Source organism: Salinirubellus litoreus (assembly GCF_037335815.1).
GTDB classification, from domain to species: Archaea; Halobacteriota; Halobacteria; order Halobacteriales; family Haloarculaceae; genus Salinirubellus; species Salinirubellus litoreus.
Map to the genome: position 1 here is coordinate 3,953,863 of NZ_CP147841.1, position 22,050 is coordinate 3,975,912.

Sequence of the window (22,050 nt, forward strand, 5' to 3'; positions counted from 1 at the left end):
GGCGAGCGGGGAGCAGCGCGATCCGCGAGCAGGGGGGCGTGAACGAAGTGAACGTCTCCTATTGTGCGAACGGCGAACGGAGTGAGCCGTGAGCGACGCGAGGGCTGACCGGAGGGAAGCCCTCGGTCCGGCGAGCGGCGAAGCCACGAGCAGGGAGGCCTGAGCGTAGCGAAGGCCTCCTGTGCGGAACGGGGTGGACGCCGAGTCCCGGTGGACGAACGAGCCGCTCGTACGGTGGCGCCCGGCGACTACCGTATCGCGTCGAGCACCGCGCACACGCTCTCGGCAGCGCCCGCCAGGAGTCGCTCGCCCTCCTCGGCGGTCGCCGGCGTCGGATCGCCGACGTTCCCGCTCTCGCTGAACTCGTCGAAGTCGTAGGCGACGTTCGTCCCGGCGACGAACCGGCCGAACGACCCGGCACCTCCCTCGGCGGCCTCCGGAAAGCGGTCCTCGTGGACGAGATCCGGGCGCAGGGCGAGCATCGCGCTCGTCTCGACGGGGCCGCCGTGACCCAGCGGGAGGTCGGTGTCGAGGTCGTCGAACCAGGTGAACGCGACGGCCCGGCAGTCGCCGTCACGGGTGACACGAGCACAGATCTCCCGGAGCGCGTCGGTGTTCCCGCCGTGGCCGTTCACGACCACCGTGCGGTCGAACCCGTGGCCCGCGAGCGACCGGAGGACGTCGCCCACGTACGCCCGGAGGGTGTCCTCGGTGACCCAGAGGCTCCCGTCGAACGCGCGGTGCTCCTCGGCGACCCCGACGGGGACGGGCGGCGCGACGACCACCCGCTCGTCGTTCTCCGCCTCGTATCGGTCGACAGCCCTCCCCGCGATCGCCTCGGCGGTCATGGAGTCGACCCCGAGCGGGGCGTGCGGGCCGTGCTGTTCGGTGCTCCCGACCGGGAGCAGCGCGAGGCGCGTGTCGGCGTCCCGCGCGTCGGTCCAGGACTGCTCGTCCAGGCGCATGGATGGTCGAGAGCGCCCGGCGGCTTGAATGGTTCTCACCCTCGCCCTCGCTCTCCCCCGGGCCGCCCCCCGGCGGAACTACCGCTGTGCCCGGTCGCGCCACTCGCGCTGCTGTTCGCGCTCGGTGACGTGGCCGACCCCCTCCGCGAGGTGGTCGCGGACGCGCCGTTCGAACCCGGTCGTCTCCGCGAGGAACCCTCGCTCGAACGCCTCGACGAGCTCGTAGGACCACCGGTCGTCGACGACGCCCGCCGGGAGGTGGTGGTCGCGTATCTCGTCGGCGAACGCCCTGTGGCCCGCCTCGCGGAGGTGAGGCTCGGCAGCCGCGTACCGGTCCATCGCCCGCCCGACCTGGTGGTGAAAGGCGAGCAGGTGGCCGTACGCCCGCTGGACGTGCTCGCCCCCGAGCTGGAGCTCGTGTAGCGCCGCCCGCTCGGTCGACGTCGTCTCCGGTAGTTCTCTCCGTGGCATGTATCCACGTACGGACTCGCGTGGTAAACGTTTCCGCCCTTCACGGGCCGGGTCACGGAACCGGGTCGGCGTGAGTGAAACGGGCGTTTGAGGCTACGATACCGTGTTGTGTACCCGGGTCGCAGTCGGAGCCATGACGTCGGAAGCCCGGACCGGAGCGAAGGGGGACGAACGACGGCTCCGCCGCTACCTGCGCGAGCGGACCGAGGACGGCGAGTTCTACTTCAAGTCGAAGTTCGTCGCCGACGACCTCGACATGACGCCCTCGCAGATCGGGACGCTCGTCGACCGGCTCCAGGGGTCGGCGACGGGGATCGACATCGAGCGATGGGCGTACACGAACGCGACGACGTGGCGGGTCACCCGTTCCGAGGACTGAGGACCGAGGACTGAGGACCGAGGACTGATCCGGGCGCGGGGAACGCCGACGCGGGCTCAGCGCCGCTCCGTCGACGACACTCCGGAGGGGGACGGCCGCCGCGCGAACGAGGAGCGCAGTAGCGCGAGCCGCAGTTCGAGGAGATCGGGGAACCCTGCCGCGGTGAGAGGGTGACGACCAGTCCCGTCGGCCGAGAGCCGGCGGTCGAGTCGCTGGAGTCGCCCCCGCCGTCGGTGTTCGTAGCGTTCGAGCGCCGCCGGACACCCGGTGGCGGCCAGCTCCTCGGCGAGCACGTGGGTGTCCTCGACGGCCAGCGAGAGGGCGAGCGAGCAGGGCGGCAGCGAGCGGGCCGCGTCACCGACCAGCGCGAGCCGTCCGCTCACCCACGCGTCGGGGCGGACCACCCGATCGACCGAGCCGACGAGTCCGTCGGGTCCCGGTGGATCGAGCGCCCGGGTGACCGGGTGTCCGTCCCGCTCGAAGCGGGCGAGCGCCTCCGCGGCGGCGACGGCCTCGTCGGTCGTCGTCACGAGCCGTCCGCAGGTGCCCGACGCGGTGGGGACGAGCGCGACCATCGCGTCCGCACCCCACGCCTCCCCGACGGTCCCGGGCTCTCCCGCACCGTCGGCCCGGAACGACCAGGTCGTCGTCCCCCGGTGCCCCGGGTTCGGCGTCGGGAACCCGGCCGCCCTGACCCACGAGTCGCTCCCGTCCGCGCCGACCACGAGGTCGAATCGCTCGCTGACGCCGTCCTCGAACTCGACCTCGGGGAACCCGCCGTCGGACCGGAGCCGCCGCGGGCGCTTCGTCACCCGGACGCTGTTCGTGCGGAGCCGGTCGCGGAGCACCCGGCCGAGCCGACGCCGGTCGACAGCGAGGAATGGGTGGTCGTCGCTCCCCCCGTGAGCCGTCTCCAGCCGGTCGAGAACCGTCCCCTCCCGGCTGGAGACGAGCCACGTTCCGATCTCGACCGAGGCGGGGGCCACCTCGGCGATCACCCCGATCTCGGCGAGCAGGGCGACCGCGGACGGCCAGAGTACGACGCATCGTTCGACGGCCTCCTGTCCCGCCGGGCGGTCGGCCGGGCCCGCGACGACCGTCGGATCGAGACCGCGCCGGGAGAGGAAGGCGGCGGCGCTCAGCCCGACGAGTCCGTCGCCGACGACGAGCACCTGTCGACCGTCGGTCGCGGGGGGATCGTCCTCCGCGGAGGGGGTGCGGTCGGGCACGGATCTCGACCCCGTTACCGCACGGCGACCGGCACCTCCCTCCCCTCGGTCGCCGGGTCGGCTCCCGAGGTCGGCGCGGCGAGGACCAGGCGCTCGTTGACCGGCGCGTACACCTTCATCTCCGAGCCGCGCGAGGAGTACCAGGTATCGACGACGCGGACGAGTTCGGACTCGCGCAGTCGCCCGAGGTGGTGGTGGGCGTTCTGGAGCGACGTGTCTACCCGTTCGGCGACGTCCGAGGCGGCCATCGGCTCGTCGCTCAGTGCCGCGAGGATGTCGGTCGCGGTCTCGGAGGCGAGGACGCCACAGAGTTCCGCGGCCTCGGCCGTGTCGAGGTCGACGACCCGCGTCTCCCGGTCCGGCTCGTCGACGGGCGGCCGGTGTGGGAGCAGTCCGGTATCGGTTTCCATCACACCACCCGATCCGGACCCCGCCTCCACGGGTCGTTCGTATACACACGTTCCTGTGACGGTTCGACAGGGGGCTATACACGTTGACTCCCGGCCGCCCGGTCCCGCGAGCGGCGTCGAGACACCCGAACGGGACTCCGTCAGTCGGCGTCGGGGTACTCCCGGTTGAGCAGCATCGAGAACGCCTTTCGCTCGGCCGACCGGAGGTGCTTGTTGAAGGTGGGCTGGGTGACCCCGAGCAGTTCGGCGATCTCCTCCCCGCTCGACTCGCGGGGCCAGTCGAAGTAGCCCGCGGAGTAGGCCGTCTCCAGCGCCTCGAGCTGGCGGGGCGTCAGCCGCTCGCCGAGCAGATCCTGGAGTTCGAGCAGCGTCTGGACGGCCCGCTCGCGGGTCCGCTGGGCCACGAGTTCGGTGTCGGGGTAGCGCTCGCGGAACGACTCGACCAGCGTCCGAACGTCGGCGGCCCGTGGTGCCTCGACGACGAGCCGCCCCTCGGGACCCTCGGCCGTCGCGGTTCGGACGACGGCACCGTGCTCGGCGAAGGTCGTCCCGAACCAGTCCGAGGTCGTCACCTCGATCAGACAGGCGTCCTCGCTCTCGCTGACGACGTGGGCGTCCTCCGCGCCGGGTGCGGCCGCCGCGCGGTCGACGATCCGGTCCGGGTCGGCGTTCTCCACCGTGTAGAACGCCCCGAACGCCCCCTCGGGCCGTCGGACGGCCCGTTCGAGCGTCACCTCGGCTTCCATCGCTTCGGCCAGCCACACGAACGAGAGGGCGTCGTCGTCGGCCTCGAACTCCAGTTCGGTCGTCGTGTCGGACTCGAGCGCCGCCCGGCGCTCCACGACCGAGACGGCGTGCCCGACCGACCGGCCCAGTTCGGCGAGGATCTCCGCGGTGTCCTCGTCGAACGCGGACGGGTCGCCGGCGGCGATGGTCAGGACGCCGTGGACGGTGCCCTCACCCGCGAGGGGGACGGCGATCATCGACTGGAGGCCGGCCCGGAGCGCGGCCTTGCGCCACTCGCCGAGCGCGGTGCCCGTCGCCAGCCCCCGGACGGCGTCGATCTCGCCGGTCTCGAACGCGGTCACCGAAGGGTGATCGCCCGCGCCGTCGCCACCGACGTCGACCGAGAGCGACTCCGCGTACCCGCGCTCGTCGCCGTCGCTCGCCCGCACGACCAGGCTCTCGCCGGCGACGTCTGGCTCGGCGACCCACGCCACCCGGTAGCTCTCGACGGTGGCGAGGTGCTCGCAGACCGCCCGTTCGATGGCCTCCCGCGAGGACTTCTCGACGGTCGCCTGCTCGATCTCCCGGATGACGGTGTTGAGCCGTTCGAGCCGGTCGGCCCGCTCGCGGTGTCGTTCGATCTCGGACTCGCGGGCCTCGAGTTCGCGCTGGCCCCGGACGTGCCCGAGCGCCGCCTGGAGTGTCGCCGCCAGGATCCGCGCCAGTTCCGTCGTCCCGGGATCGAACTCCCGCTCCGGTGCGCCCACGAGCATGACCCCGTGTGAACCCAGCGGGAGGAGGAGGTCGGGGTCGGAGACGCCCCGACCGTAGATGCCGGACGCGGCCTCGTTCCCGGTGGTCCGGACGGCCTCACCGTCGACGAACACCTGCCACGGGAGGCTCCCGCCCGGGTCGAACGAGGGGAGGAAATCCAGTACCGATTCGAGGGTGTCGGTCGCTGCGACCGGCTGGAGCGACCCCGTCTCCTCGTCGTAGAGGTGGACGCTCACGAGCGGGAATCCCAGAACCTCCTCGGCGGCCGTGACCGCCATCCGACTGGCCTCCCGGCGCGACCCGGCCGACACCAGTTCGCGGGTCGCGTCGTGGAACGTCTCCAGGGTCTCCTCGCGCTCGCGGCGTTCGGTGATATCCCGGGCGATGCCGACGATCTGGGTAACCTCCCCGTCGATCTCCACCGGCGAGAGCTTCGTCTGCCAGATCCTCTCGCCGGCCGGGAGATCGAGTTCCTCCTCGTAGGTGACGGTCTCGCGCGACTCGACACAGCGGCGGTAGTTCGCCTCGATCCCGGCACCGACGTCCTCGCCGGTCAGTTCCCGGGGGGTCCTCCCCACGACCTCCTCCGTCGAGAACCCCGTCTGCTCCTCGTGGGCCCGGTTCGTCCGCCGGTAGACGAACTCGGGGGTTCCCTCGTCCTCGTCACCGTCGACGGGCCGCTCGACGTCGACGAAGAACAGGGCGTCCTGGGCGTTCTCGAAGATGGTCTCGTACTCCTCGGTGAGCCGGCGGAGTTCGCGCTTGCGCCGCTCGCGCTCGGTGACGTCGCGCACGCTCGCGAGCACGCGCTCCTCCCCACGTATCTCGACGGTGCTCAGGTGGACCTCCCCGACGAACCGCTCGCCGTCCGCCCGCTCGCCCTCGAACTCGAACAGCTGTGGCCCCTCTTCGCGGGCCACCCGGATGCGCTCGCGTGCGTCCTCGTAGGTGTCCGTCGGGTCCTCGGGGACGATGAGCTGGACGTTCCCGCCGACCAGTTCCGCCTCGGAGTAGCCGGTCAGCTCGCAGTACCGCTCGTTGACCTCGAGTATCTCCCCGGTCTCGGGCTCGTGGACGACCAGCCCGTCCGAGACGTGCTCGAACACCGCACGATATGTGCGTTCGAGCTCCCGGTGCTCGGTGACGTCCTCGACGATGCCCACGAACCGGGTCTCGTCACCGCGGTCCTCGTCCGCCGGTCCGTCCAGCGCGACGGGGTAGCCGGTCGCACGGACCCAGCGGATCGTCCCGTCGGGGCGGCGGACCCGGTACTCGAAGGTGTAGCTGTCCGCGGCCTCGCCGCGCTCGATGTCCGCGAGCATCGCCTCGAAGTCGGCCTCGAACGCTTCGCGGTCGCGGTCGTCGATTCCGTCGAGGAACCGCCGCGGGTCCTCGAACAGCGCCTCGACCGACTCCCCCCAGATCTCCTCGTAGGCGTCGTTGACGTAGAAAAGCTCCGAGAAGTCCGGTTCGGCGAGGAAGATGACCTCGTCGACCCGCTCGGCGATGAGCCGGAAGCGCCGCTCGCTCTCGCGGAGCTCTCGTGCCCGCTCGACCCGGTCCAGGGCCGTCGCCGTGTGTCGGGCGAGGATCCGGGCCGCGTCGAGGACCACGTCCTCGAACTCCTCGACGCCGGGGTCGGCCGCGCCGATCACCCCGTGGTCGCCGATCGGGACCATGAGCGCGTGGGAGAGCGACGTCCGGTCCCAGCGCTCGCTGGGGTCGTAGACGGCCGCCTCCCCCCGCTCGTACAGGTCGTACTCGAACGTCCCCCGCTCCAGCGTACCGGGGCCGCCGGAGAACTCCCGGGCGTCGTCGCTCGCGGCGACCGGTTCGAGGGTGGGTGGATCGCCCTCGCGCCGGAGCCAGCAGACCGGTAGCGAGAGGTCGAGCACCTCCTCCATCGCCGTCACCGTCGCCTCGCACACCGCCTCGACGGTCTCGGCGTTCTGGAGCTCGTCCGTCGACTCGTGGAGGCCGCGGATGGTCCGCTCGCGGCGACGCCGCTCGGTGACGTCCCGGGAGATACCGAGCACTCGGAGTTCGCCGCCGATCCGCGCCGTCGTCGTGTTGACCTCGTACCAGCGGCGTTCACCGCCCGCGGTCTCGACCAGCCATTCGACCGTCGTCGACTCGCCGGTCTCGGCCACCTCCCTGATGATCTCCCGGGAGCGTTCCCCGGTGTACCCCTCCTCGGTGACGCTCAACCCCTCGACGCCGAGTTCGAGGATCGTCGACTCGTCGTAGCCGAACTCCTCGACGTACGTGTCGTTCACCGCCAGTATGTCGCCCGTCTCGGGGTCGTGAACGCTGATAGCGTCGTTGACGCCGTCGAATATCTGCTCGAACTCGCGCTCGCGGCGCTTTCGCTCGGTCACGTCGCGGACGCTCCCGAGCACCCGCTCCTCGCCGCGTATCTCCACGACGGCGAGGTGGACCTCGACGGGGAGCGTCGAGCCGTCCGCCCGCTCGTTGCGCCACTCGAACAGCTGGGGTCCCTCCTCGCGGGCCGCCCGGATGTACCGACCGGCCTCCTCGTAGGAGTAGCCCTCCCCGTCGGCGGTGACGACGTCGACGGTCTCACCGACGAGGTCGTCCCGTTCGTAGCCGTTCATCTCGCAGAACCGCTCGTTGACGTCGAGTATCTCGCCCGTCCCCGGGTCGTGGACGACGAGCCCGTCGCCGACGTGCTCGAACACCTCCCGGTAGGCTCGCTCGAACTCCCGGCGCTCGGTGACCTCCTCGACCACGGCGACGAACCGCTCGACCCCACCCCCGTCCTCCTCCAGAACCGGGTAGCGCGAGACGTGGATCCAGCGGGGTCGCTCGCTCTCCCCGTCCCCCAGACGGTACTCCCCCTCGTAGACCGACCGCGGGTCGTCGCGCTCGAAGTCCGTCAGCATCGTCTCGACATCCGTCTCGTAGGCCTCGCGGTCCGCCGGGTGGACCGCGTCGAGGAACGATCGGGGCCGTTCGTAGAGCCGCTCGGCCGGCTGGCCGTACAGCTCCTCGTAGGCGGGGTTGACGTACTCGATCTCCGAGAGGTCCGAGCTGGCGACGAGGATGACCTCCTCGACGTTCTCGGCGACCAGGCGGAGGCGCTCCTCGGCCCGCTCGAGCTCCCGGAGTCGCTCCCCCGTGACGTCCGGCATGGGATCGGCTACTCCTCCGCCCCCCTAATACTGTCGGACGAATCAGCGGGAACGCCCGACCGTTCAGTCCTCGGATCGGTCCCCGTCTTCAGGTTTCTCTGATCCGGAGCCCTCTCGAACGAAACGATCGGCATCGACGGGGCCGTCCCCGGGGCCCATCTGACGGTTCGGCGAACGGTGGTCTAGCAGTATAGCCGGTCGGCGGTTGCCCGGGGTACACACGTATCCGGGTCGCTTCCGTGTCTGGCGGTGTGACGGTGGGGTGTGGAGGAGTCCGAGACGGCGTGGCCACGGACGCCCTGCGTGCTCGACGGCGTCCCGGCCTCACACCGGTCTTCGGCCTCGCTCCCCTCACGAAGCACCGCCCCCCCACGAGCGGGCGAACCGCACTCGGCCTCCATCAGAGACGTGTACTCCCCACCGATCGACCCCCGCGACCCGAACGCATCGAACCCGACCGATCCCCGGACCCTGGCCGCCGCCTTCCTCCTGGTGGCGGCGATACCGCTAGGGCTGTTCGTGGCGAGCCGGCCGCTGGTCGGCCTCGCCGGGCTCGTCGCCCTCGTCTGCCTGCTCGCCGGGGGGAGGCACGCGACGGGGCTGGTTCGCCGCCTCCGGGACGGCCGGGAACTCAGGATCGACCTGCCGGGTGGTGTCCGCCTGCGGGTCGGACGATCCCTCGCGGAGCACCCCCGGGAGGAGCCCACCTCGGACGTCCGATAGCCGGCTCCGAATGGGACGGGAGAACCGACGGAACGAAACGCCCTGACGCGGTACCGGAGGTCATGAAGCTCCGGTTTCTGGGGGGTGCGGGCGAGGTCGGCCGGAGCGCCGTCCTCGTGAACGACTCCCTGCTCCTCGATTTCGGCATGAAGACGGGGAACCCTCCGGGGTTCCCGGTCGGATCCCGTGACCTCGACCCGGAGGCCGTCGTCGTCTCGCACGGCCACCTCGACCACGCCGGAACGGTCCCCGCGCTCCTCTCGGGGGACGACCGCCCGCCGATCCACTGGACGCCGCCGACGTACGAACTCGCGCTCACGCTCGCGCGCGATACGCTCAAGCTTCACGGCGGGACGTACGACTGTCCGTTCACGGAGAACGACGTCAAGCGCGTCACCGAGGCCTCGACGCTCCACGGCTACGGGGAGACCTTCGAGGCCGCCGGCCACGAGGTGACCTTCTTCGACGCGGGTCACATCCCGGGGAGCGCGCACGTCCTCGTCAGCGAGGGGCGGAGTCCCTCGGACGATCGGACGCAGTCCGATGACGACGACGGCGACACCCGGCTCCTCTACACGGGCGACTTCCACACCGACGACCAGCGGCTCGTCGCCGGGACGACGGCCCGACCGGACGCCGACGTGGTGGTCTGTGAGAGCACGTACTCGGACGTCGAACACGAGGAGCGCCGGGTCGTAGAGGAGCGGTTCGCCGAGAGCGTCCGGACGACGCTCTGGGAGGGCGGATCGGTCGTCGTGCCCGCGTTCGCCATCGGGCGCACCCAGGAGATGCTGCTGATCTGCGAGGCGTACGACATCCCCTGCTACGTCGACGGCATGGGAAAGCGGGTGACGAAGATGCTGAAGCAGTACCCCGAGTTCGTCCGTGATCCCGAGGCGCTCCGGCGGGCGACCTCGCACGCCCGGTTCGTCACCGGCCGGGACGGCCAGCGAAAGCGGATAATCGACTCGGGGACCGTCGTCGTCACGACCAGCGGGATGCTCTCGGGCGGGCCGGCGATGACGTACATCCCGGAGATACGGTCGAACCCGGTGAACAAGATCACCCTGACGGGGTATCAGGTCGAGGGCACCCCCGGCAGGGAGCTCCTCGACACGGGGAGCGCGGAGATCGACGGCCGGGTGATGCCCGTCAGCGCGCGGGTCGAGTCCTACGACTTCTCGGCGCACGCCGACCGCGACGGACTCCGATCGTTCCTCGACGACTACCGGGGTACCGAAGTGCTCGTCAACCACGGCGACCGGTGCGGGGCGTTCGCCGAGGAACTCCGTGCCGACGGGTTCGACGCGAGCGCGCCGGAACTCGGCGAGACGGTCGTCGTCTGAGTCCGGCGGACGACGAGGCGAACCGCCGCGGCGTCGAAGGGCGGTCGCTACTCCACCGGGACCTCGACGAGCGCCATCCCGTCGCTCGCCACGGCGGTCTCGAACGCGTCACGGAGTTCGTCGGGCGACTCCGGTCGGTAGCCGTCGATGTCGAAGCTCTCGGCGAACGTCACCAGGTCGGGCGTGGTGAGACGGGTCCCGAACGACTCGCCGGTGTGGTTCTCCTGTTTCTCGGAGATGAGGCCGTAGTCGTCGTCGACGAAGACGACGATGGTGTAGCCACAGCCGAGCCGGGTGGCGGTCTCGATCTCGGCGGCGTTCATCAGGAAACCGCCGTCGCCGGTCGCGGCGACCACGTTCGCGTCGACGGCGAGGTCCGCCGCGAGCCCACCGGGAACGGCGATGCCCATCGAGGCGAGCCCGTTCGAGACGATGGTCGTGTTGGGCTCGTAGGTCGGGAAGTTCTGCGCGATGGCCATCTTGTGGCTCCCGACGTCCGAGAGCAGGACGTCCTCGGAGGCCATCGCCTCGCGCAGCAGCGGCAGGACGTCCCGGACGGTGAACGGAGCCTCGTCGGAAGGCTCGCGGTCGACGTCCTCGACGATGTGCTCCCGGAGGTCGGCGTACCAGTCGGTGCCGAACCGCGTCCCCGTGTCGCCGCACCACTCCGCGAGCCGTTCGAGCGTCCGGCCGATGTCGGCGACCACCTCGACGTCCGGATTGTACGCCTCGTAAACCTCCGCGGGCTCGCTGTCGACGTGGACGATCCTCGCGTTCTCGTGACCCCACTCGTCGGGGTCGTGCTCGGCGATGTCGTACCCGACGGTCAGCAGGAGGTCGGCCTCGGCCATGGCCTCGGTCGCCTCGCCGTGGGCCCCCGAATCGAGCGTCATCAGCGAGTGTGGGTCGTCGTCCGAGACCGCTCCCTTGCCCATGTACGTCGAGACGGCCGGCATGCCGGTCGTCTCCACCAGGTCGCGCAGCGGTTCCGCGGCGTGGGTCCTGACCGCGCCGTTGCCGGTGACGATCAGCGGGCGCTCGGCCTCCCCGAGCAGCTCCTTCACCCGATCGAGGGTCTCCGCGTCGGGGGCGGCGAAGCGGATCCGGTCGCGGGCCGGTAGCGGCTCCACGGTGGCCCCCTCGCCGGCGACGTCCTCGGGGAGTTCGAGGTGGGTCGCGCCGGGCTTCTCGTACTCGGCCAGCTTGAACGCCTTGCGGACCGACTCGTGGACGATGTCCGAGTCGTTCAGCTGGGCGTTCCACTTCGTGACCGGCTCGAAGGTATCGACGACGTCGAGGGCCTGGTGGCTCTCCTTGTGGAGCCGTTCGAGCCCGCCCTGTGCGGTGATCGCCACCAGCGGGCTCTTGTCGAGGTGGGCGTCTGCCACACCCGTGAGGAGGTTGGTCGCGCCGGGGCCGAGCGTCGCGAGACAGACCCCGGCGTCGCCGGTGAGCCGGCCGTGGACGTCGGCCATGAACGCCGCACCCTGCTCGTGTCGGGTCGGGACGAACGTCACCTCCGAGTCCCGGAGCGAGAACAGCAGGTCCTCCATCTCCTCGCCGGGGAGCCCGAAGACGTGCTCGACGCCCTCGCGCTCGAGACACGCGACCAGCAGGTCGGATGCCTTCATTCGACCCACACGGTCTTGCGGTTGACGAACTCCCTGATGCCGACCCCGGAGAGTTCGCGCCCGTAGCCGGACTCCTTGATCCCGCCGAAGGGGACCCGCGGATCGGACTTCACCAGTTGATTGACGTAGACACAGCCGGCGTCGATGCGTCGGGCGACCCGCTGGCCGCGCTCGCGGTCCTCGGTCCAGACGCTAGCACCGAGCCCGAACTGCGTGTCGTTGGCCTTCTCCACCGCCTGTTCCTCGTCGTCGACCTCGAAGACGGCCGCGGCGGGCCCGAACAGCTCCTCGCTGTCGGCCGGATACCCCTCGGGGACGTTCGTCAGGACCGTCGGCGGGTAGTACGCCCCCTCGCGGTCGAGCGGCTCGCCGCCGGTCAGGACCTCCGCGCCGGCCTCGACGCTCGCCTCGACCTGCTCGTGGAACTCCTCCATGAGGTCCGCCTTGGCCTGCGGGCCGACCTCGGTGTCCTCGTCCATCGGATCGCCGACGGTCAGCGACTCGACCTCCTCGACGAACGAATCGAGGAACTCGTCGTAGACGTCCGTGTGGACGACGAACCGCTTGGCGGCGATGCAGGACTGGCCGCCGTTCAGGTTGCGCGCCCACGCGCCGGTCTCGGCGGCCGCCTCGACGTCGGCGTCGTCGAGGACGACGAACGGGTCGCTCCCGCCGAGTTCCAGCACCGTCTTCTTGAGGTTCTTGCCCGCTGTCGACGCCACGGCGCGACCGGCGGGGCCGCTCCCGGTGAGGGTGGCCGCGCGCAGGCGCTCGTCGGCGAGCATGTCGTCGATCAGGTCCGAGGGGAGCAGCAGCGACTGGAAGACGTCGTCGGGGTAACCCGCCTCTCGAAAGACCTCCTCGATCGCCATCGCACATCCCGGAACGTTCGAGGCGTGCTTGAGCAGGCCGACGTTCCCGGCGGTGAGGTACGGCGCGGCGAACCGGAACACCTGCCAGAAGGGGAAGTTCCAGGGCATCACCGCCAGCACCGGCCCGAGCGGGTCGTACACCGTCTCGACGTCCGATCCGGGCGGGCTCGGGTGGGGCTCCGGGTTGAGGTACGCACTCGCGTTCTCGGCGTAGTGATCACAGACCCAGGCGCACTTCTCGACCTCGCTCCGCGCCTGGGTGATCGGCTTGCCCATCTCGCGGGTCATGATCTCCGCGTACCTCTCCTCGTTCTCCCGGAGCACCTCCGCCGCGCTCGCGAGCAGCTCCTCGCGTTCGCGGAGCGGGCGCTCCCGCCACTCCTCGAACGCCTCGGTCGCCCGATCCAGGGCGGCGTCGGCGTCGTCCCCCGTGTGCTCCTCGTACGTGTCGATCCGCTCGCCGGTCGCTGGGTTGACGGCGTCCATGGACGAGATGTTCGGAACCGAGACGGTTACACCTTCGGCCTGCGCCTGAGATTTCCTGCCGAACGGACCGAGGGCCGGCGTCGGCTACGAGAACCCATATCAACCCCGGCGGTCTACGAGCGGTCGTGCCGACCGTCTACTACGTCACGGTGAACGGCAATCGGGTGGCGGGACCGTACGAGACCCGCAAGGAGGCCAAGCGCGAGGCCGACACCCGCTCGACGAACGAGGTGAACCTCACCTACAACGTCGAGTCGGTCCGGGAGTAGCTCGGCTCCGCGTCCCCGGAACCGGCAGGAACGGACGGTGTGGGCAGGGTTACACCTCCGACGGCCCTCGGGCCTGCCATGAGCCTCGAAGGCGATCAAGCACCCGACTTCACGCTCGGGAACACCGCCGGCGGCGAGACGACCCTCTCGGAGTCGCTCGACTCGGGCCCGTCGGTCGTCCTGATCAACCGCGGGTTCTGGTGTAGCTTCTGTGCCGAGCAGCTGGCGACGTTCGACCGCGTCGCCGAGGACCTCAGGTTCAACGAGGGACTCGACGTCCTCCCCGTCGTGACGAGCCCGCTGCCGAAGTGTGCGGGGATGCGCGACCGGTTCGACCTCTCCTTCCAGCTGCTGGCCGACCCCGACGGCGAGGTCGCAGCGCAGTACTCCGGGACCGAGGAGACGAGCCACGGGCTGACCGGCATCGCCGCCACGTACGTCATCGACGAGGACGGTGTCGTCCGGTACGAGCAGGTCGCCGACCACCCGGCCGACCGGACGTACGGCAACTGGGTCCGCTACTTCGTCCGCAACGACTACGAGGACCCGTTCGCCTGAATCGACCACTCCTCACCGCAACTGCGACCGCCAGTAGCCCCGCACCTCGCCGGAGCCGCCGAGCACGAGCGTCCGCCCGGCGACGAACGGCCCGAACTCGGGGGTGAACGGCTCCTCCCCTCCGTCGAGCGGGACGCGCCAGGCCGTCCCCTCCGGCCCGACGGCGACCAGCGACTCGCCCGCGAGCACGTACGCCCGACCGCCCGCGGCGTCGATCCCCGATCCGGTCCGTCCACGCGGATCGTGCGCCCACCGCTCGCGACCCCCGGTCGAGAACGACCGGACGGTCCCGTCCGTCGAGACGTGATGGACGCCGCGCCCGGAGAGCGCGGCTCCCGCGGCGGGGTCACCCACGTCACGTTCCCAGCGGACGGCCCCGTCGTGGGCCAGCGCGGTCAGTCCCGTGGTGTCGGCGAGGTACACGCCGTCGGGTCCGACCGCCGGCGCGACCGGCTCGGAGCCGGCGCGCTCGGTGGTGACGTCGTGGGTCCACCGGACGGTTCCGTCCCCGGCGAGGGCGACCAGCCGATCGGTGGCGAGCGCGTACACCGCCGTCTCGTCCGCCCCGGAGATGGCTCCGACGACGGTCCCGTCCTCCCAGCGCCACCGGACCGAGCCATCCGTCGAGAGGGCGGCCAGCCCGTCGGCTCCGCCCGCGTAAACCGACTCCCCGACGGTGACCGTCTCGACCCCCGACGGGGCGATCCCGGGATCCGTCGTCCATCCCTCGGGCTCGGGAGTCGCGGTTCCCCGTCCTTCGCCGCCGAAATCACGGGGGTCCGCCTCGATCGGGACGGCGATCACCGTCCCGTCCGTGGTGCCGACGTAGACGAGGCCGGAGCCGCGGGCGGCGGCCGATGCGGGCGTTTCGACCCCGTACTCCCCCGTCCGTTCCCCGCGCTCGGGGTCGAGCGCCGTCACGCTCCCGCCCTCGTACCACCGCTCGGACCCGAAGTCGAACGTCATGGCCTCGCGGGTCACGGCCAGGACCGTCCCGCCGTCGAGGCACATCCCGTCGACGCCGTGGAAGACGCCGGTCGACCACCGGAACTCCCCGCCGCCGGGCCGGTAGCCACAGCCCGCGAGGGTAGTTACTCCGCCGGCGAGTGCGGCGAGGACCGATCGACGGGTCGCCCGCCGGGTCATCGGATCTCGGCCTCGCGGGCGAGATCACGGAGTCGCTCGATCCGTTCCCCGACTGGGGGGTGGGTCGCCGGGAAGAGGTCGCTCGATATGAGCTCGCGATCCTCGCCGAACTGGTAGTCGTCGATGGGCGCGACGTAGAGCGCCTCGATGCCGCCGTCGGCGTCCCGGAGGTCCGTGTCGGGCAGGCCGCTCATCCCGTCGTCGAGTTTGCGCAGGGCCGATGCCAGCGCCGAGGGATCCCCGATGATGGCCACCGCGCCGCGGTCGGCGGCGAACTCGCGGTACTGCGAGAGCAGGCGAAAGAGCAGGAAGCTCCCGACCCAGAACGCCGCCGAGACGAGCATCGTGCAGACCGCGCTCACGACGAGGACGACCACGACGACGACGAGCCCCTTCGCCCCGTCGTCGTCGACGTGCCGGAACCCCGAGAGCACCTTGAACACGCCGACGAGGACGAGGTACGCCCCGATCGCGACCAGATACGCGAGCGAGGGGAGGAAGTACGCGAGGGTCATCACGCTGACGTCGCGGTTCCGGATATGGGCGAGTTCGTGGGCCAGGACCGAATCGATCTCCTCGGCGTCGAGCAGGTCGAGCAACCCCGTCGTGACGACGACCGTCGCGTGGGACGGCCGCCGCCCGACGGCGAACGCGTTGGGAACGTCGGTTCGCGCGACCGCGAGGTCGGGCGTCTCGACGCCGACGATACCCGAGAGCCGGACGAGCGCGTCGTGGACCTCGGGGTACTCGTCGGGGTCGACCCGCCGCGCCCCGACCGCCCGGAGCGCCGACCGCTCACAGAGGAGGTACTGGGCGACGAAGCCGACGGCGACCGCGCCGACGGCCAGCCACGGTTCGACGTAGAACCGCCCCCGCCACTCGCGCTCGGTGGCGAAGGTCAGCAGTTCGACGCCGACGGTGTTCATCAGGAGGACGAACGCGTAGACGAACGTGACCGGGAGGACGACGACGAGGACGAGCGCGAACGCCATCCGCGCCTGGAGAGCACGGTTGGTCTCCCACTGGAGGGCCATCGTGCCGAACTGTTCCGCCGTCGGACAAGTACCTTCTGCCGGATCGGAGTATCGAGCGATGGCCCCGGGCCGCGTCTACTCGTCCGGTCGGTAGCCCTGGACCTGGAACTCGGCGTAGTCGCCGTAGGCGAACTCGAGCGAGCCGAGCCACCAGTTCCACCGATCGACGAGGCTCTCGTCGGGGGCGTCCCCGAGCCCCTCGACGACGACCTCCGCCGTGAGCGCCCGGCCTGTGTCGGTTTCGTACCGGCCGTCGTCGTCGAGGTCGGTCGCCTGCCGGACCACCACGCGAAGCGCACCCGGCGACGGGTCGAACGTCTCGCGGAGGGTCGCTTCGAGACGGGCGCGGTTCATACGGTCGCTGATCGTGCCGGCGGCTTCGCCGTTTCGATCCGAACACGCCCTGACACTCCACGCCAGGCCGACGGGCCGTTTCAACACGCTTTTGCTCCGGCGGACGCTCCTCCCGGTATGGCTGACTTCCAGGTCTCCGTCGCGGACCCCGACGACGGGGCCACGCACCAGTTCGAGGTGGACGGACAGGACGCGAACCGGTTCATGGGACGCTCCATCGGCGAGACGGTCGACGGCTCCGCCGTCGGCCTCTCGGGATACGAACTCGAGATCACCGGTGGATCCGACACCGCCGGCCGACCGATGCGCGGTGACGTCCGCGGACCGGACCTCAAGGCAGTCCTGCTCACCGGCGGGACGGGGTTCAACCCGACGCGGGACGGCGAGCGAAAGCGCGTCACCGTCCGCGGCCGCGAGGTGAGCGACGAGACCCGACAGATCAACGCCAAGATCGCTACTCGGGGGGATCAGTCCGTCGACGAACTGCTCGGCGGGGGCGACGACGAGGGCGGCGAGGGCGACGAGGACGACGAGTAACCCCTTCGATGCCGGACCGTATCGCGGCCGACAACCCCTCCGTGGAGACGGTCCGCGCGACGCTCGCCGCCGCGGGCGCGACCGGCCGACCACGGATCGCCGTCCCCGACGACTCGGTCGAGGCCTTCCCCGTCGGGGAGGTGGTCCGGCTCGTCCTCGGCGGGCGGACCCGCTTCGCGCGGATCGACCGCGCCATAGACGACACCGTCGAGATACGCGGCGCGTACGACAACCGCCGGCTGGCGCGCGAGGCCGACGGCGAGAACCGACTGGTCGAGTGGGCCGACGCGGAGGGTGTCGACGTCGGCCGATCCGTGCTCGTCGACGTCGTCGAAGCCGGCGAACTCTACGGCGTCCGCCGGGCGGGGACGAGCGCCGTCTACGAACTCCCGGAGACGAGCCGGAACGACTCGCTCGCGGCCATCGCCGAGCGGACGAGGGACACGGAGGGGGCCGGGGACGATGAGTGACGACGCCTCCGCCGCCGAGGCCCGTTACGCGGCGTTCCGCCGCGGCGAGCGCGTCGACGACGTCTGTATCTACCTCCACGAGGAGGGTGTCGGAAACGTCGAGGCCCTCTCGGAGATGGGTATCCGGACCGACGACGGCGTGCTCCTCGTGATGCCCGGCGAGGAGGGGCGTGCGGCGTTCCAGCGGGCCACCTCGCTCGACCCGATGGACTTCGCGGGGATGGCGATGGATACCGATGGCGAGATCGACGAGGACCTCACCGGCGGGAACTGCCCCGACGCCGGCGACGGCGCGGATCACTACGTCAAGTTCGTCTTCGCCTTCGCCGAGGCACACCACCCCGAGATGGAGGGGCTCTACGCCGAGGGCGACGTGATCCACGGCTACGCGGCCTGTGCCTGCGGGAAGACCTACTCCGAGAAGTGGATCGCCGGCGAAGGCGAAAACGGGGGCTGATACCGGCGACCGGGGGCAGGTTCGCGGGCCCCGTGAGTGTTTTGGGGCCGGTAGCCGAACCCTCACTATGGACCTCGACCTCGACGGGGACGTGGCGCTGGTCACCGGGAGCGCGACCGGGCTGGGCCACGCCTGTGCGGAGGCGTTCTCGAGACAGGGCGCGAGCGTCGCGCTCGCGAGCCCGAACCTCGGCGACCTGGCCTACGCGAGCGACCGCCTCCACGCCGTCGGTGACGGCGACATCCTCGGCCTGGAGGTGGACGTCAGGGACCGCGGCCAGGTCGAGGCGTTCGTCGACGAGACCGTCGAGCAGTACGGTGGTATCGACCACCTGGTAACCGGTCCCCGGCCCCTCGAATCCGAGCGGTTCCTCGAGGTCGACGACGAGGACTGGTTCCGGGGGTTCGACCGCCTGTTCATGAGCGTCGTCTGGACGATACGCGAGTGCTACCCCCACCTCGAAGCCGCCGACGGCGGGACGGTCGTCAACGTGACGAACCCCGTCGTCGGCGCGCTCGGCGGGGAGTTCTCGGTGACGAATTCGTTCGGCCGGGCGGTCCAGGGCGTGACCGAGACTCAATCGAGAGCGTTCGCGCCCGACGTCCGCGTCAACTCCGTCCTCCCCGGCCCCCACGACACCGACGACCTCGAACTCTTCCTCACGGAACTCGTCGACGACGGGGTCTACGCCGACCTCGACGCCGCGTGGTCCGCGTTGCTACGGGATTCGCCCTACGAGAGCCCGGGTGATCCGCTCGATCTGGGGAAGCTCGTGGCGTTCCTCTCCAGCGAGCACGCGAGCTTCGTCAATGGCGCGGCGATCCCGGTCGACGGCGGCGCGCGAGTTTGATACGGGTTCTCCGCGCCGTTACCGATCGCTCTCAATGCCCTCCTCGTCCTCCGCTTCGGCCTCGTCGAGCACATCGCGGAAGGCGTCGAGGATGACCCGCTTCGTCACCGCGCCGCGGGTCGTCCAGTGGTGGGCGTAGTCGAGCATGTCGTCGTAGATGTCGGGCTTGCACCCCGCCGCTTTGGGGTGGCCGCCGCCGTTGACCCGCCCGGCGACCTCGTGGCACCGGTCGAACGCATCGGTCCCGCGGATGCTCGCGCTCCCCGCCGGTTTGACGATCACGCTCGCGTCGGCACCCGCCTCGCGCATCGCCTCGGCGACCTCGTTCTGCGAGCACCGACCGTAGGTCACGCCGACCGTCCACGGGCCGATATCGACGGTCTCGCCGCGCTTGACGGCCAGCTCGATCAGCGCGTCCTTCTCCACCCGGCGCTCCTCGAGGTACTCGAGGACCGGCTCGGGCAGGTCCGCGCCGAACCGGCGGACGATCCTGACGTACTCCTCGGGCTCCTCCCAGTAGGCGTAGTCGGCGAGGTCGTCGCTGCGGGGGTCCTCGCGTATCCAGAGGTCGTGGTCGCGGGTGGCCGTGGCGAGGTCGGCGAACCGGCCGTCGAAATCGTGCTCGAGCGAGCGCAGCGCGACGTCGGCGGTACACTCCTCTTCGGAGTCCCCGACCACCAGGTCCACGCCCGCTCGCTCGACCGTCCGGACGAGATCGTCGTCCCACTGGTGGTGGTCGAACCAGCGGACCGAGCCGGCCCGCTCGACCACCTCGGGGAGCGCCTCCAGGTCGTCGGGGTGGTCCGGACAGAGGTCACAGACGACGATCCGGGCCCCCGGCTCGGCGAACTCGGCGACGTGCGAGAGTGCCTCGTCGATCTCGTGGGGACCCGTCGGGAGGAGCGCCCCCTCGCCGAACGCCTCGCGGACCAGCGCGACACAGGCCAGCCCGTCGGAGTCCGGGTCGGCGACGACCGCGGTCCCCGCACCGGTGAGCGCCGACTGCGCCTCGAGCTCCGCGCGTTCCTCCTCCAGCGAGTCCGGGAAGAAGAACCCCTCGCCGGGGAGTACGGACCGCCGCGAGAGTGGGAGGCGCTCGTCGTCGATGAGCCAGTCGTCCATAGACGGGCGAGAGCCGCCCGCCGCAAGAACCTCCCGATTCGCCGGCCACGGACCCTCAGACCTGTGCGGCGTCGGGGGCCCGCGCCGCGTCCGGCGATCCGCCCCCCCGTTCGAGCTGGCGGACCGTCAGCACCGGCACCGGACAGGTCCGGACGACGGCCTCCGCGACGCTCCCGAGCAGGAACGAGTGCTCGCCCCCCCGACCGCGGGTTCCGGTCGCGACGACGTCCGCGTCGATCTCGCGGGCGTACGTGGCGATCTGCTGTGCGGGGCGACCCTCGCGGACGACGGCCGTCACCGGCCCGTCGACCGCGCTCTCGACGGCCTCGAGCGCCTCCGTCCCCTGGTCCGAGAGCGCCTCGGACACCTCCTCGTGGAGGTCGTCCGGGAGGGCGTCGACCTTCGACTCGTCGACCACGTAGAGCGCGTGGACCTCGGCGTCGAACCGCCCGGCGAGGTCGACGGCCGTCTCGACGGCGCGCTCGCCGCTCGCCGACCCGTCGGTCGCGATGACCACCGTCTCGAACATGGACGGGGGTTCAGCCTCCCCCGTGATAAACCTCCCTCGACCGGGCCGAGGGGGTCGGTCCCGTCCGAACCGAGCAGACAGTCCTACCGGTGGGGTTTTTGTCCGCCGGGGGTGACCCGCCGGACATGGAGGTCGAGACGGTCCTTGCGCCCGTCGACGGTAGCGAGGCAGCGATGGAGGCCTTCGAGTACGCCGTCGCCGTCGCCGAACGCTACGGCGCGGAGGTCCACGCGCTGCACGTCCTCGGCGAGGCGGCCAGCCGCGGGCTCGAAACCGGCGACGTCGACGACGAGGACGTCGCCGCGCTCTCCGAGGAGGTGATGGAGGCGGCGCGCGAGATCGCCGGGGAGACCCCGATCACCCACTCCTCGGCGTACGGGTTCTCCTCCTCGCGGCTCACACAGCACCCGGGGAGCGTCATCCTCGACGCGGCCGACGAGGTGGCCGCCGACTTCATCGTCCTCCCCCGCCAGCCGGTCACCGGCGATCCCGACGCGACGATCGAGAAGGCCGCCCAGTACGTTCTCGCGTACGCCACCCAGCCCGTCCTCTCGGTGTAGGGAATCTCCTCTCCGATATCCGCGTCCTCCGGTCAATCCACCAGCCGGGCTGCCATCTCCATCTCGAAGCTCCCGTTCCCGGCCGCCTCGAATCCCACCTTCCGGTAGAGGTTCACCGCCGGGGTGTTCCACCGCTCGACGGTGAGCCAGACACGGTCGATCCCCTCCTCCCGGCCCGCACCCAGTAGCGCCTCGATGAGCCGCGTCCCGATGCCGGCGCTCTGGTAACCCGCGAGGACGAAGATAGCGAGCTCGTAGGCGTCGGTGCCGTCCGGGACCAGCGTGGCGTGACCGATCGCCCTGTTCCCGTGCCAGGCGACGACGTTCGTGGACTCCGGGTCGAGGATGGTCTCGAGCCACTCCCGGACGGTCTCCTCGCCCGTCGGCGGGATGCCCTGCGCTCGATCTTCGGGATCGTACCCCACGTACATCTCGACGAGGGCCTCCGACTCGTCGTCGACCGGGCCCTCGCCGTAGGTGTGGACGCGGATCTCCCGTCCGCCGGAGTCCTCGAACGACCGGGGGGGCGGGTCGTAGGGGCCCGCCACCTCGTCGGGGTACGCCCTGGTCATCGGACCAGCGTCACGGAGGTGTTCGCGTTCAGGATGACGAACTCCGTGATCTCGCCCAGGGAGACCTTTCCGAGCGGCGAGGTCTCGCCACCCCCGAGCACGAGGCGGTCGAATCCTTCGCCCTCGGCGAGTTCGACCAGCCGGCTCCCGGCGTGTCCCTCCAGGGCGAGGACTTCGGCCTCGACGCCGGCCTCGTCGAGGACCGTCTCGATCCGGTCGCGGATCGCCTCGACGTCGGGATCGGAGTCGGGGTTCTCCACGACGGCGACCGTCAGCTCGTCGCCCGCCTCGGCCGTCCGCTCGACGGTCCGCTCGAGCGCGCGGAACGAGTCCTCGCTCCCGCCGATGCCCAGAAGCACTCTCATGCCCGGGGGGTGGGAGTCCCGCATCAAAAGCCTACGCTTCCGTCGGGGGGAGGACACGGCCCG

24 protein-coding genes are annotated in these 22,050 nt (G+C 70.9%); 10 read left to right on the top strand and 14 right to left on the bottom strand.

All coding sequences use genetic code 11. The annotated features are described in order from the left end of the window. Positions 1-248 precede the first annotated feature (248 nt). Both WDJ58_RS19760 and WDJ58_RS19765 read right to left on the bottom strand, forming a co-directional pair. Positions 249-965, bottom strand: a complete 717-nt coding sequence (locus WDJ58_RS19760; RefSeq protein ID WP_338915025.1) for a creatininase family protein — start codon at positions 963-965, stop codon at positions 249-251. Between the two features lie 78 nt (positions 966-1,043). Continuing rightward, complete coding sequence (locus WDJ58_RS19765) at positions 1,044-1,436, bottom strand: hypothetical protein (protein WP_338915026.1); 393 nt, start codon at positions 1,434-1,436, stop codon at positions 1,044-1,046. Between the two features lie 133 nt (positions 1,437-1,569). On the opposite strand from WDJ58_RS19765, the gene WDJ58_RS19770 reads away from it, so the two are divergent. After that, entirely contained in the window at positions 1,570-1,815 is a 246-nt protein-coding gene (locus WDJ58_RS19770; RefSeq protein WP_338915027.1) for a DUF7123 family protein, read from the top strand. A 56-nt stretch (positions 1,816-1,871) separates the two neighbouring features. Here the strand turns inward: WDJ58_RS19770 and WDJ58_RS19775 are convergent, their stop codons facing one another. The 3 genes from WDJ58_RS19775 to WDJ58_RS19785 form a co-directional block, all read right to left on the bottom strand. After that, a complete protein-coding gene (locus tag WDJ58_RS19775; RefSeq protein ID WP_338915028.1) occupies positions 1,872-3,044 on the bottom strand; it encodes an FAD-dependent oxidoreductase in 1,173 nt (390 codons plus the stop codon). 14 nt (positions 3,045-3,058) lie between these two features. Beyond that, positions 3,059-3,454, bottom strand: a complete 396-nt coding sequence (locus WDJ58_RS19780; protein WP_338915029.1) for an ArsR/SmtB family transcription factor — start codon at positions 3,452-3,454, stop codon at positions 3,059-3,061. A 140-nt stretch (positions 3,455-3,594) separates the two neighbouring features. Then, a complete protein-coding gene (locus WDJ58_RS19785; protein WP_338915030.1) occupies positions 3,595-8,106 on the bottom strand; it encodes a PAS domain S-box protein in 4,512 nt (1,503 codons plus the stop codon). Between the two features lie 408 nt (positions 8,107-8,514). Here WDJ58_RS19785 and WDJ58_RS19790 point away from each other — a divergent pair, with 408 nt between their 5' ends. Both WDJ58_RS19790 and WDJ58_RS19795 read left to right on the top strand, forming a co-directional pair. Continuing rightward, a complete protein-coding gene (locus WDJ58_RS19790) occupies positions 8,515-8,829 on the top strand; it encodes a hypothetical protein (protein WP_338915031.1) in 315 nt (104 codons plus the stop codon). Between the two features lie 62 nt (positions 8,830-8,891). Next, positions 8,892-10,175 (top strand): MBL fold metallo-hydrolase, encoded by a 1,284-nt coding sequence (locus WDJ58_RS19795; protein ID WP_338915032.1) that lies wholly within the window; start codon positions 8,892-8,894, stop codon positions 10,173-10,175. Positions 10,176-10,222: 47 nt separating this feature from the next. Here the strand turns inward: WDJ58_RS19795 and WDJ58_RS19800 are convergent, their stop codons facing one another. Next, positions 10,223-11,806: an acetolactate synthase large subunit gene (locus tag WDJ58_RS19800; RefSeq protein WP_338915033.1), complete on the bottom strand. Its 1,584-nt coding sequence runs from the start codon at positions 11,804-11,806 to the stop codon at positions 10,223-10,225. After that, entirely contained in the window at positions 11,803-13,164 is a 1,362-nt protein-coding gene (locus tag WDJ58_RS19805; RefSeq protein ID WP_338915034.1) for an NAD-dependent succinate-semialdehyde dehydrogenase, read from the bottom strand. Before WDJ58_RS19805 ends, WDJ58_RS19800 begins: the two co-directional genes overlap by 4 nt. A gap of 125 nt (positions 13,165-13,289) precedes the next feature. Between WDJ58_RS19805 and WDJ58_RS19810 the strand changes: the two genes are divergently transcribed. Beyond that, positions 13,290-13,433 carry a hypothetical protein gene (locus WDJ58_RS19810; protein ID WP_338915035.1) on the top strand — a complete coding sequence of 48 codons (144 nt, stop codon included), beginning with the start codon at positions 13,290-13,292 and terminating at the stop codon, positions 13,431-13,433. Positions 13,434-13,511: 78 nt separating this feature from the next. Then, complete coding sequence (locus WDJ58_RS19815) at positions 13,512-13,991, top strand: peroxiredoxin family protein (RefSeq protein WP_338915036.1); 480 nt, start codon at positions 13,512-13,514, stop codon at positions 13,989-13,991. Positions 13,992-14,003: 12 nt separating this feature from the next. Here the strand turns inward: WDJ58_RS19815 and WDJ58_RS19820 are convergent, their stop codons facing one another. The 3 genes from WDJ58_RS19820 to WDJ58_RS19830 form a co-directional block, all read right to left on the bottom strand. Beyond that, on the bottom strand, positions 14,004-15,137 hold the full coding sequence (locus tag WDJ58_RS19820) for a hypothetical protein (RefSeq protein WP_338915037.1): 1,134 nt from the start codon (positions 15,135-15,137) through the stop codon (positions 14,004-14,006). Further along, positions 15,134-16,171, bottom strand: coding sequence for a M48 family metalloprotease (locus WDJ58_RS19825; RefSeq protein WP_338915038.1), 1,038 nt, complete (start codon positions 16,169-16,171; stop codon positions 15,134-15,136). The genes WDJ58_RS19820 and WDJ58_RS19825 overlap by 4 nt, the downstream gene beginning before the upstream one ends. A gap of 75 nt (positions 16,172-16,246) precedes the next feature. After that, complete coding sequence (locus WDJ58_RS19830) at positions 16,247-16,525, bottom strand: hypothetical protein (protein WP_338915039.1); 279 nt, start codon at positions 16,523-16,525, stop codon at positions 16,247-16,249. 117 nt (positions 16,526-16,642) lie between these two features. Here WDJ58_RS19830 and WDJ58_RS19835 point away from each other — a divergent pair, with 117 nt between their 5' ends. The 4 genes from WDJ58_RS19835 to WDJ58_RS19850 all read left to right on the top strand — a co-directional run bounded on the left by WDJ58_RS19835 (position 16,643) and on the right by WDJ58_RS19850 (position 18,839). Further along, the gene (locus tag WDJ58_RS19835) at positions 16,643-17,062 is read left to right on the top strand and encodes a 30S ribosomal protein S6e (RefSeq protein ID WP_338915040.1); all 420 of its coding nucleotides are present in this window, start codon (positions 16,643-16,645) and stop codon (positions 17,060-17,062) included. A gap of 8 nt (positions 17,063-17,070) precedes the next feature. Then, the gene (locus WDJ58_RS19840) at positions 17,071-17,532 is read left to right on the top strand and encodes a DUF7112 family protein (RefSeq protein ID WP_338915041.1); all 462 of its coding nucleotides are present in this window, start codon (positions 17,071-17,073) and stop codon (positions 17,530-17,532) included. Beyond that, the gene (locus WDJ58_RS19845) at positions 17,525-17,989 is read left to right on the top strand and encodes a DUF5807 family protein (protein ID WP_338915042.1); all 465 of its coding nucleotides are present in this window, start codon (positions 17,525-17,527) and stop codon (positions 17,987-17,989) included. The genes WDJ58_RS19840 and WDJ58_RS19845 overlap by 8 nt, the downstream gene beginning before the upstream one ends. Positions 17,990-18,056: 67 nt before the next feature. Further along, positions 18,057-18,839, top strand: a complete 783-nt coding sequence (locus tag WDJ58_RS19850; protein WP_338915043.1) for an SDR family oxidoreductase — start codon at positions 18,057-18,059, stop codon at positions 18,837-18,839. A gap of 18 nt (positions 18,840-18,857) precedes the next feature. On the opposite strand, the gene WDJ58_RS19855 is transcribed toward WDJ58_RS19850, so the two are convergent. Then, on the bottom strand, positions 18,858-19,961 hold the full coding sequence (locus WDJ58_RS19855; RefSeq protein ID WP_338915044.1) for a DHH family phosphoesterase: 1,104 nt from the start codon (positions 19,959-19,961) through the stop codon (positions 18,858-18,860). Between the two features lie 55 nt (positions 19,962-20,016). Beyond that, complete coding sequence (locus WDJ58_RS19860; protein WP_338915045.1) at positions 20,017-20,490, bottom strand: universal stress protein; 474 nt, start codon at positions 20,488-20,490, stop codon at positions 20,017-20,019. A gap of 125 nt (positions 20,491-20,615) precedes the next feature. Here WDJ58_RS19860 and WDJ58_RS19865 point away from each other — a divergent pair, with 125 nt between their 5' ends. Beyond that, the gene (locus WDJ58_RS19865) at positions 20,616-21,050 is read left to right on the top strand and encodes a universal stress protein (protein ID WP_338915046.1); all 435 of its coding nucleotides are present in this window, start codon (positions 20,616-20,618) and stop codon (positions 21,048-21,050) included. Positions 21,051-21,082: 32 nt separating this feature from the next. Here the strand turns inward: WDJ58_RS19865 and WDJ58_RS19870 are convergent, their stop codons facing one another. Next, positions 21,083-21,622, bottom strand: a complete 540-nt coding sequence (locus WDJ58_RS19870; RefSeq protein ID WP_338915047.1) for a GNAT family N-acetyltransferase — start codon at positions 21,620-21,622, stop codon at positions 21,083-21,085. Continuing rightward, the gene (locus WDJ58_RS19875) at positions 21,619-21,987 is read right to left on the bottom strand and encodes a universal stress protein (RefSeq protein ID WP_338915048.1); all 369 of its coding nucleotides are present in this window, start codon (positions 21,985-21,987) and stop codon (positions 21,619-21,621) included. Before WDJ58_RS19875 ends, WDJ58_RS19870 begins: the two co-directional genes overlap by 4 nt. Between the last annotated feature and the right edge of the window lie 63 nt (positions 21,988-22,050).

What these genes read in the sequence shown, in the direction of transcription:
- WDJ58_RS19835 (WP_338915040.1), top strand. Translation starts at nt 16,643, where the DNA reads ATGGCTGACTTCCAGGTCTCCGTCGCGGACCCCGACGACGGGGCCACG.
- WDJ58_RS19770 (WP_338915027.1), top strand. Translation starts at nt 1,570, where the DNA reads ATGACGTCGGAAGCCCGGACCGGAGCGAAGGGGGACGAACGACGGCTC.
- WDJ58_RS19850 (WP_338915043.1), top strand. Translation starts at nt 18,057, where the DNA reads ATGGACCTCGACCTCGACGGGGACGTGGCGCTGGTCACCGGGAGCGCG.
- WDJ58_RS19825 (WP_338915038.1), bottom strand. Translation starts at nt 16,171, where the DNA reads ATGGCCCTCCAGTGGGAGACCAACCGTGCTCTCCAGGCGCGGATGGCG.
- WDJ58_RS19855 (WP_338915044.1), bottom strand. Translation starts at nt 19,961, where the DNA reads ATGGACGACTGGCTCATCGACGACGAGCGCCTCCCACTCTCGCGGCGG.
- WDJ58_RS19845 (WP_338915042.1), top strand. Translation starts at nt 17,525, where the DNA reads ATGAGTGACGACGCCTCCGCCGCCGAGGCCCGTTACGCGGCGTTCCGC.
- WDJ58_RS19795 (WP_338915032.1), top strand. Translation starts at nt 8,892, where the DNA reads ATGAAGCTCCGGTTTCTGGGGGGTGCGGGCGAGGTCGGCCGGAGCGCC.
- WDJ58_RS19860 (WP_338915045.1), bottom strand. Translation starts at nt 20,490, where the DNA reads ATGTTCGAGACGGTGGTCATCGCGACCGACGGGTCGGCGAGCGGCGAG.
- WDJ58_RS19830 (WP_338915039.1), bottom strand. Translation starts at nt 16,525, where the DNA reads ATGAACCGCGCCCGTCTCGAAGCGACCCTCCGCGAGACGTTCGACCCG.
- WDJ58_RS19780 (WP_338915029.1), bottom strand. Translation starts at nt 3,454, where the DNA reads ATGGAAACCGATACCGGACTGCTCCCACACCGGCCGCCCGTCGACGAG.
- WDJ58_RS19815 (WP_338915036.1), top strand. Translation starts at nt 13,512, where the DNA reads ATGAGCCTCGAAGGCGATCAAGCACCCGACTTCACGCTCGGGAACACC.
- WDJ58_RS19765 (WP_338915026.1), bottom strand. Translation starts at nt 1,436, where the DNA reads ATGCCACGGAGAGAACTACCGGAGACGACGTCGACCGAGCGGGCGGCG.
- WDJ58_RS19820 (WP_338915037.1), bottom strand. Translation starts at nt 15,137, where the DNA reads ATGACCCGGCGGGCGACCCGTCGATCGGTCCTCGCCGCACTCGCCGGC.
- WDJ58_RS19870 (WP_338915047.1), bottom strand. Translation starts at nt 21,622, where the DNA reads ATGACCAGGGCGTACCCCGACGAGGTGGCGGGCCCCTACGACCCGCCC.
- WDJ58_RS19805 (WP_338915034.1), bottom strand. Translation starts at nt 13,164, where the DNA reads ATGGACGCCGTCAACCCAGCGACCGGCGAGCGGATCGACACGTACGAG.
- WDJ58_RS19800 (WP_338915033.1), bottom strand. Translation starts at nt 11,806, where the DNA reads ATGAAGGCATCCGACCTGCTGGTCGCGTGTCTCGAGCGCGAGGGCGTC.
- WDJ58_RS19865 (WP_338915046.1), top strand. Translation starts at nt 20,616, where the DNA reads ATGGAGGTCGAGACGGTCCTTGCGCCCGTCGACGGTAGCGAGGCAGCG.
- WDJ58_RS19875 (WP_338915048.1), bottom strand. Translation starts at nt 21,987, where the DNA reads ATGAGAGTGCTTCTGGGCATCGGCGGGAGCGAGGACTCGTTCCGCGCG.
- WDJ58_RS19760 (WP_338915025.1), bottom strand. Translation starts at nt 965, where the DNA reads ATGCGCCTGGACGAGCAGTCCTGGACCGACGCGCGGGACGCCGACACG.
- WDJ58_RS19840 (WP_338915041.1), top strand. Translation starts at nt 17,071, where the DNA reads ATGCCGGACCGTATCGCGGCCGACAACCCCTCCGTGGAGACGGTCCGC.
- WDJ58_RS19785 (WP_338915030.1), bottom strand. Translation starts at nt 8,106, where the DNA reads ATGCCGGACGTCACGGGGGAGCGACTCCGGGAGCTCGAGCGGGCCGAG.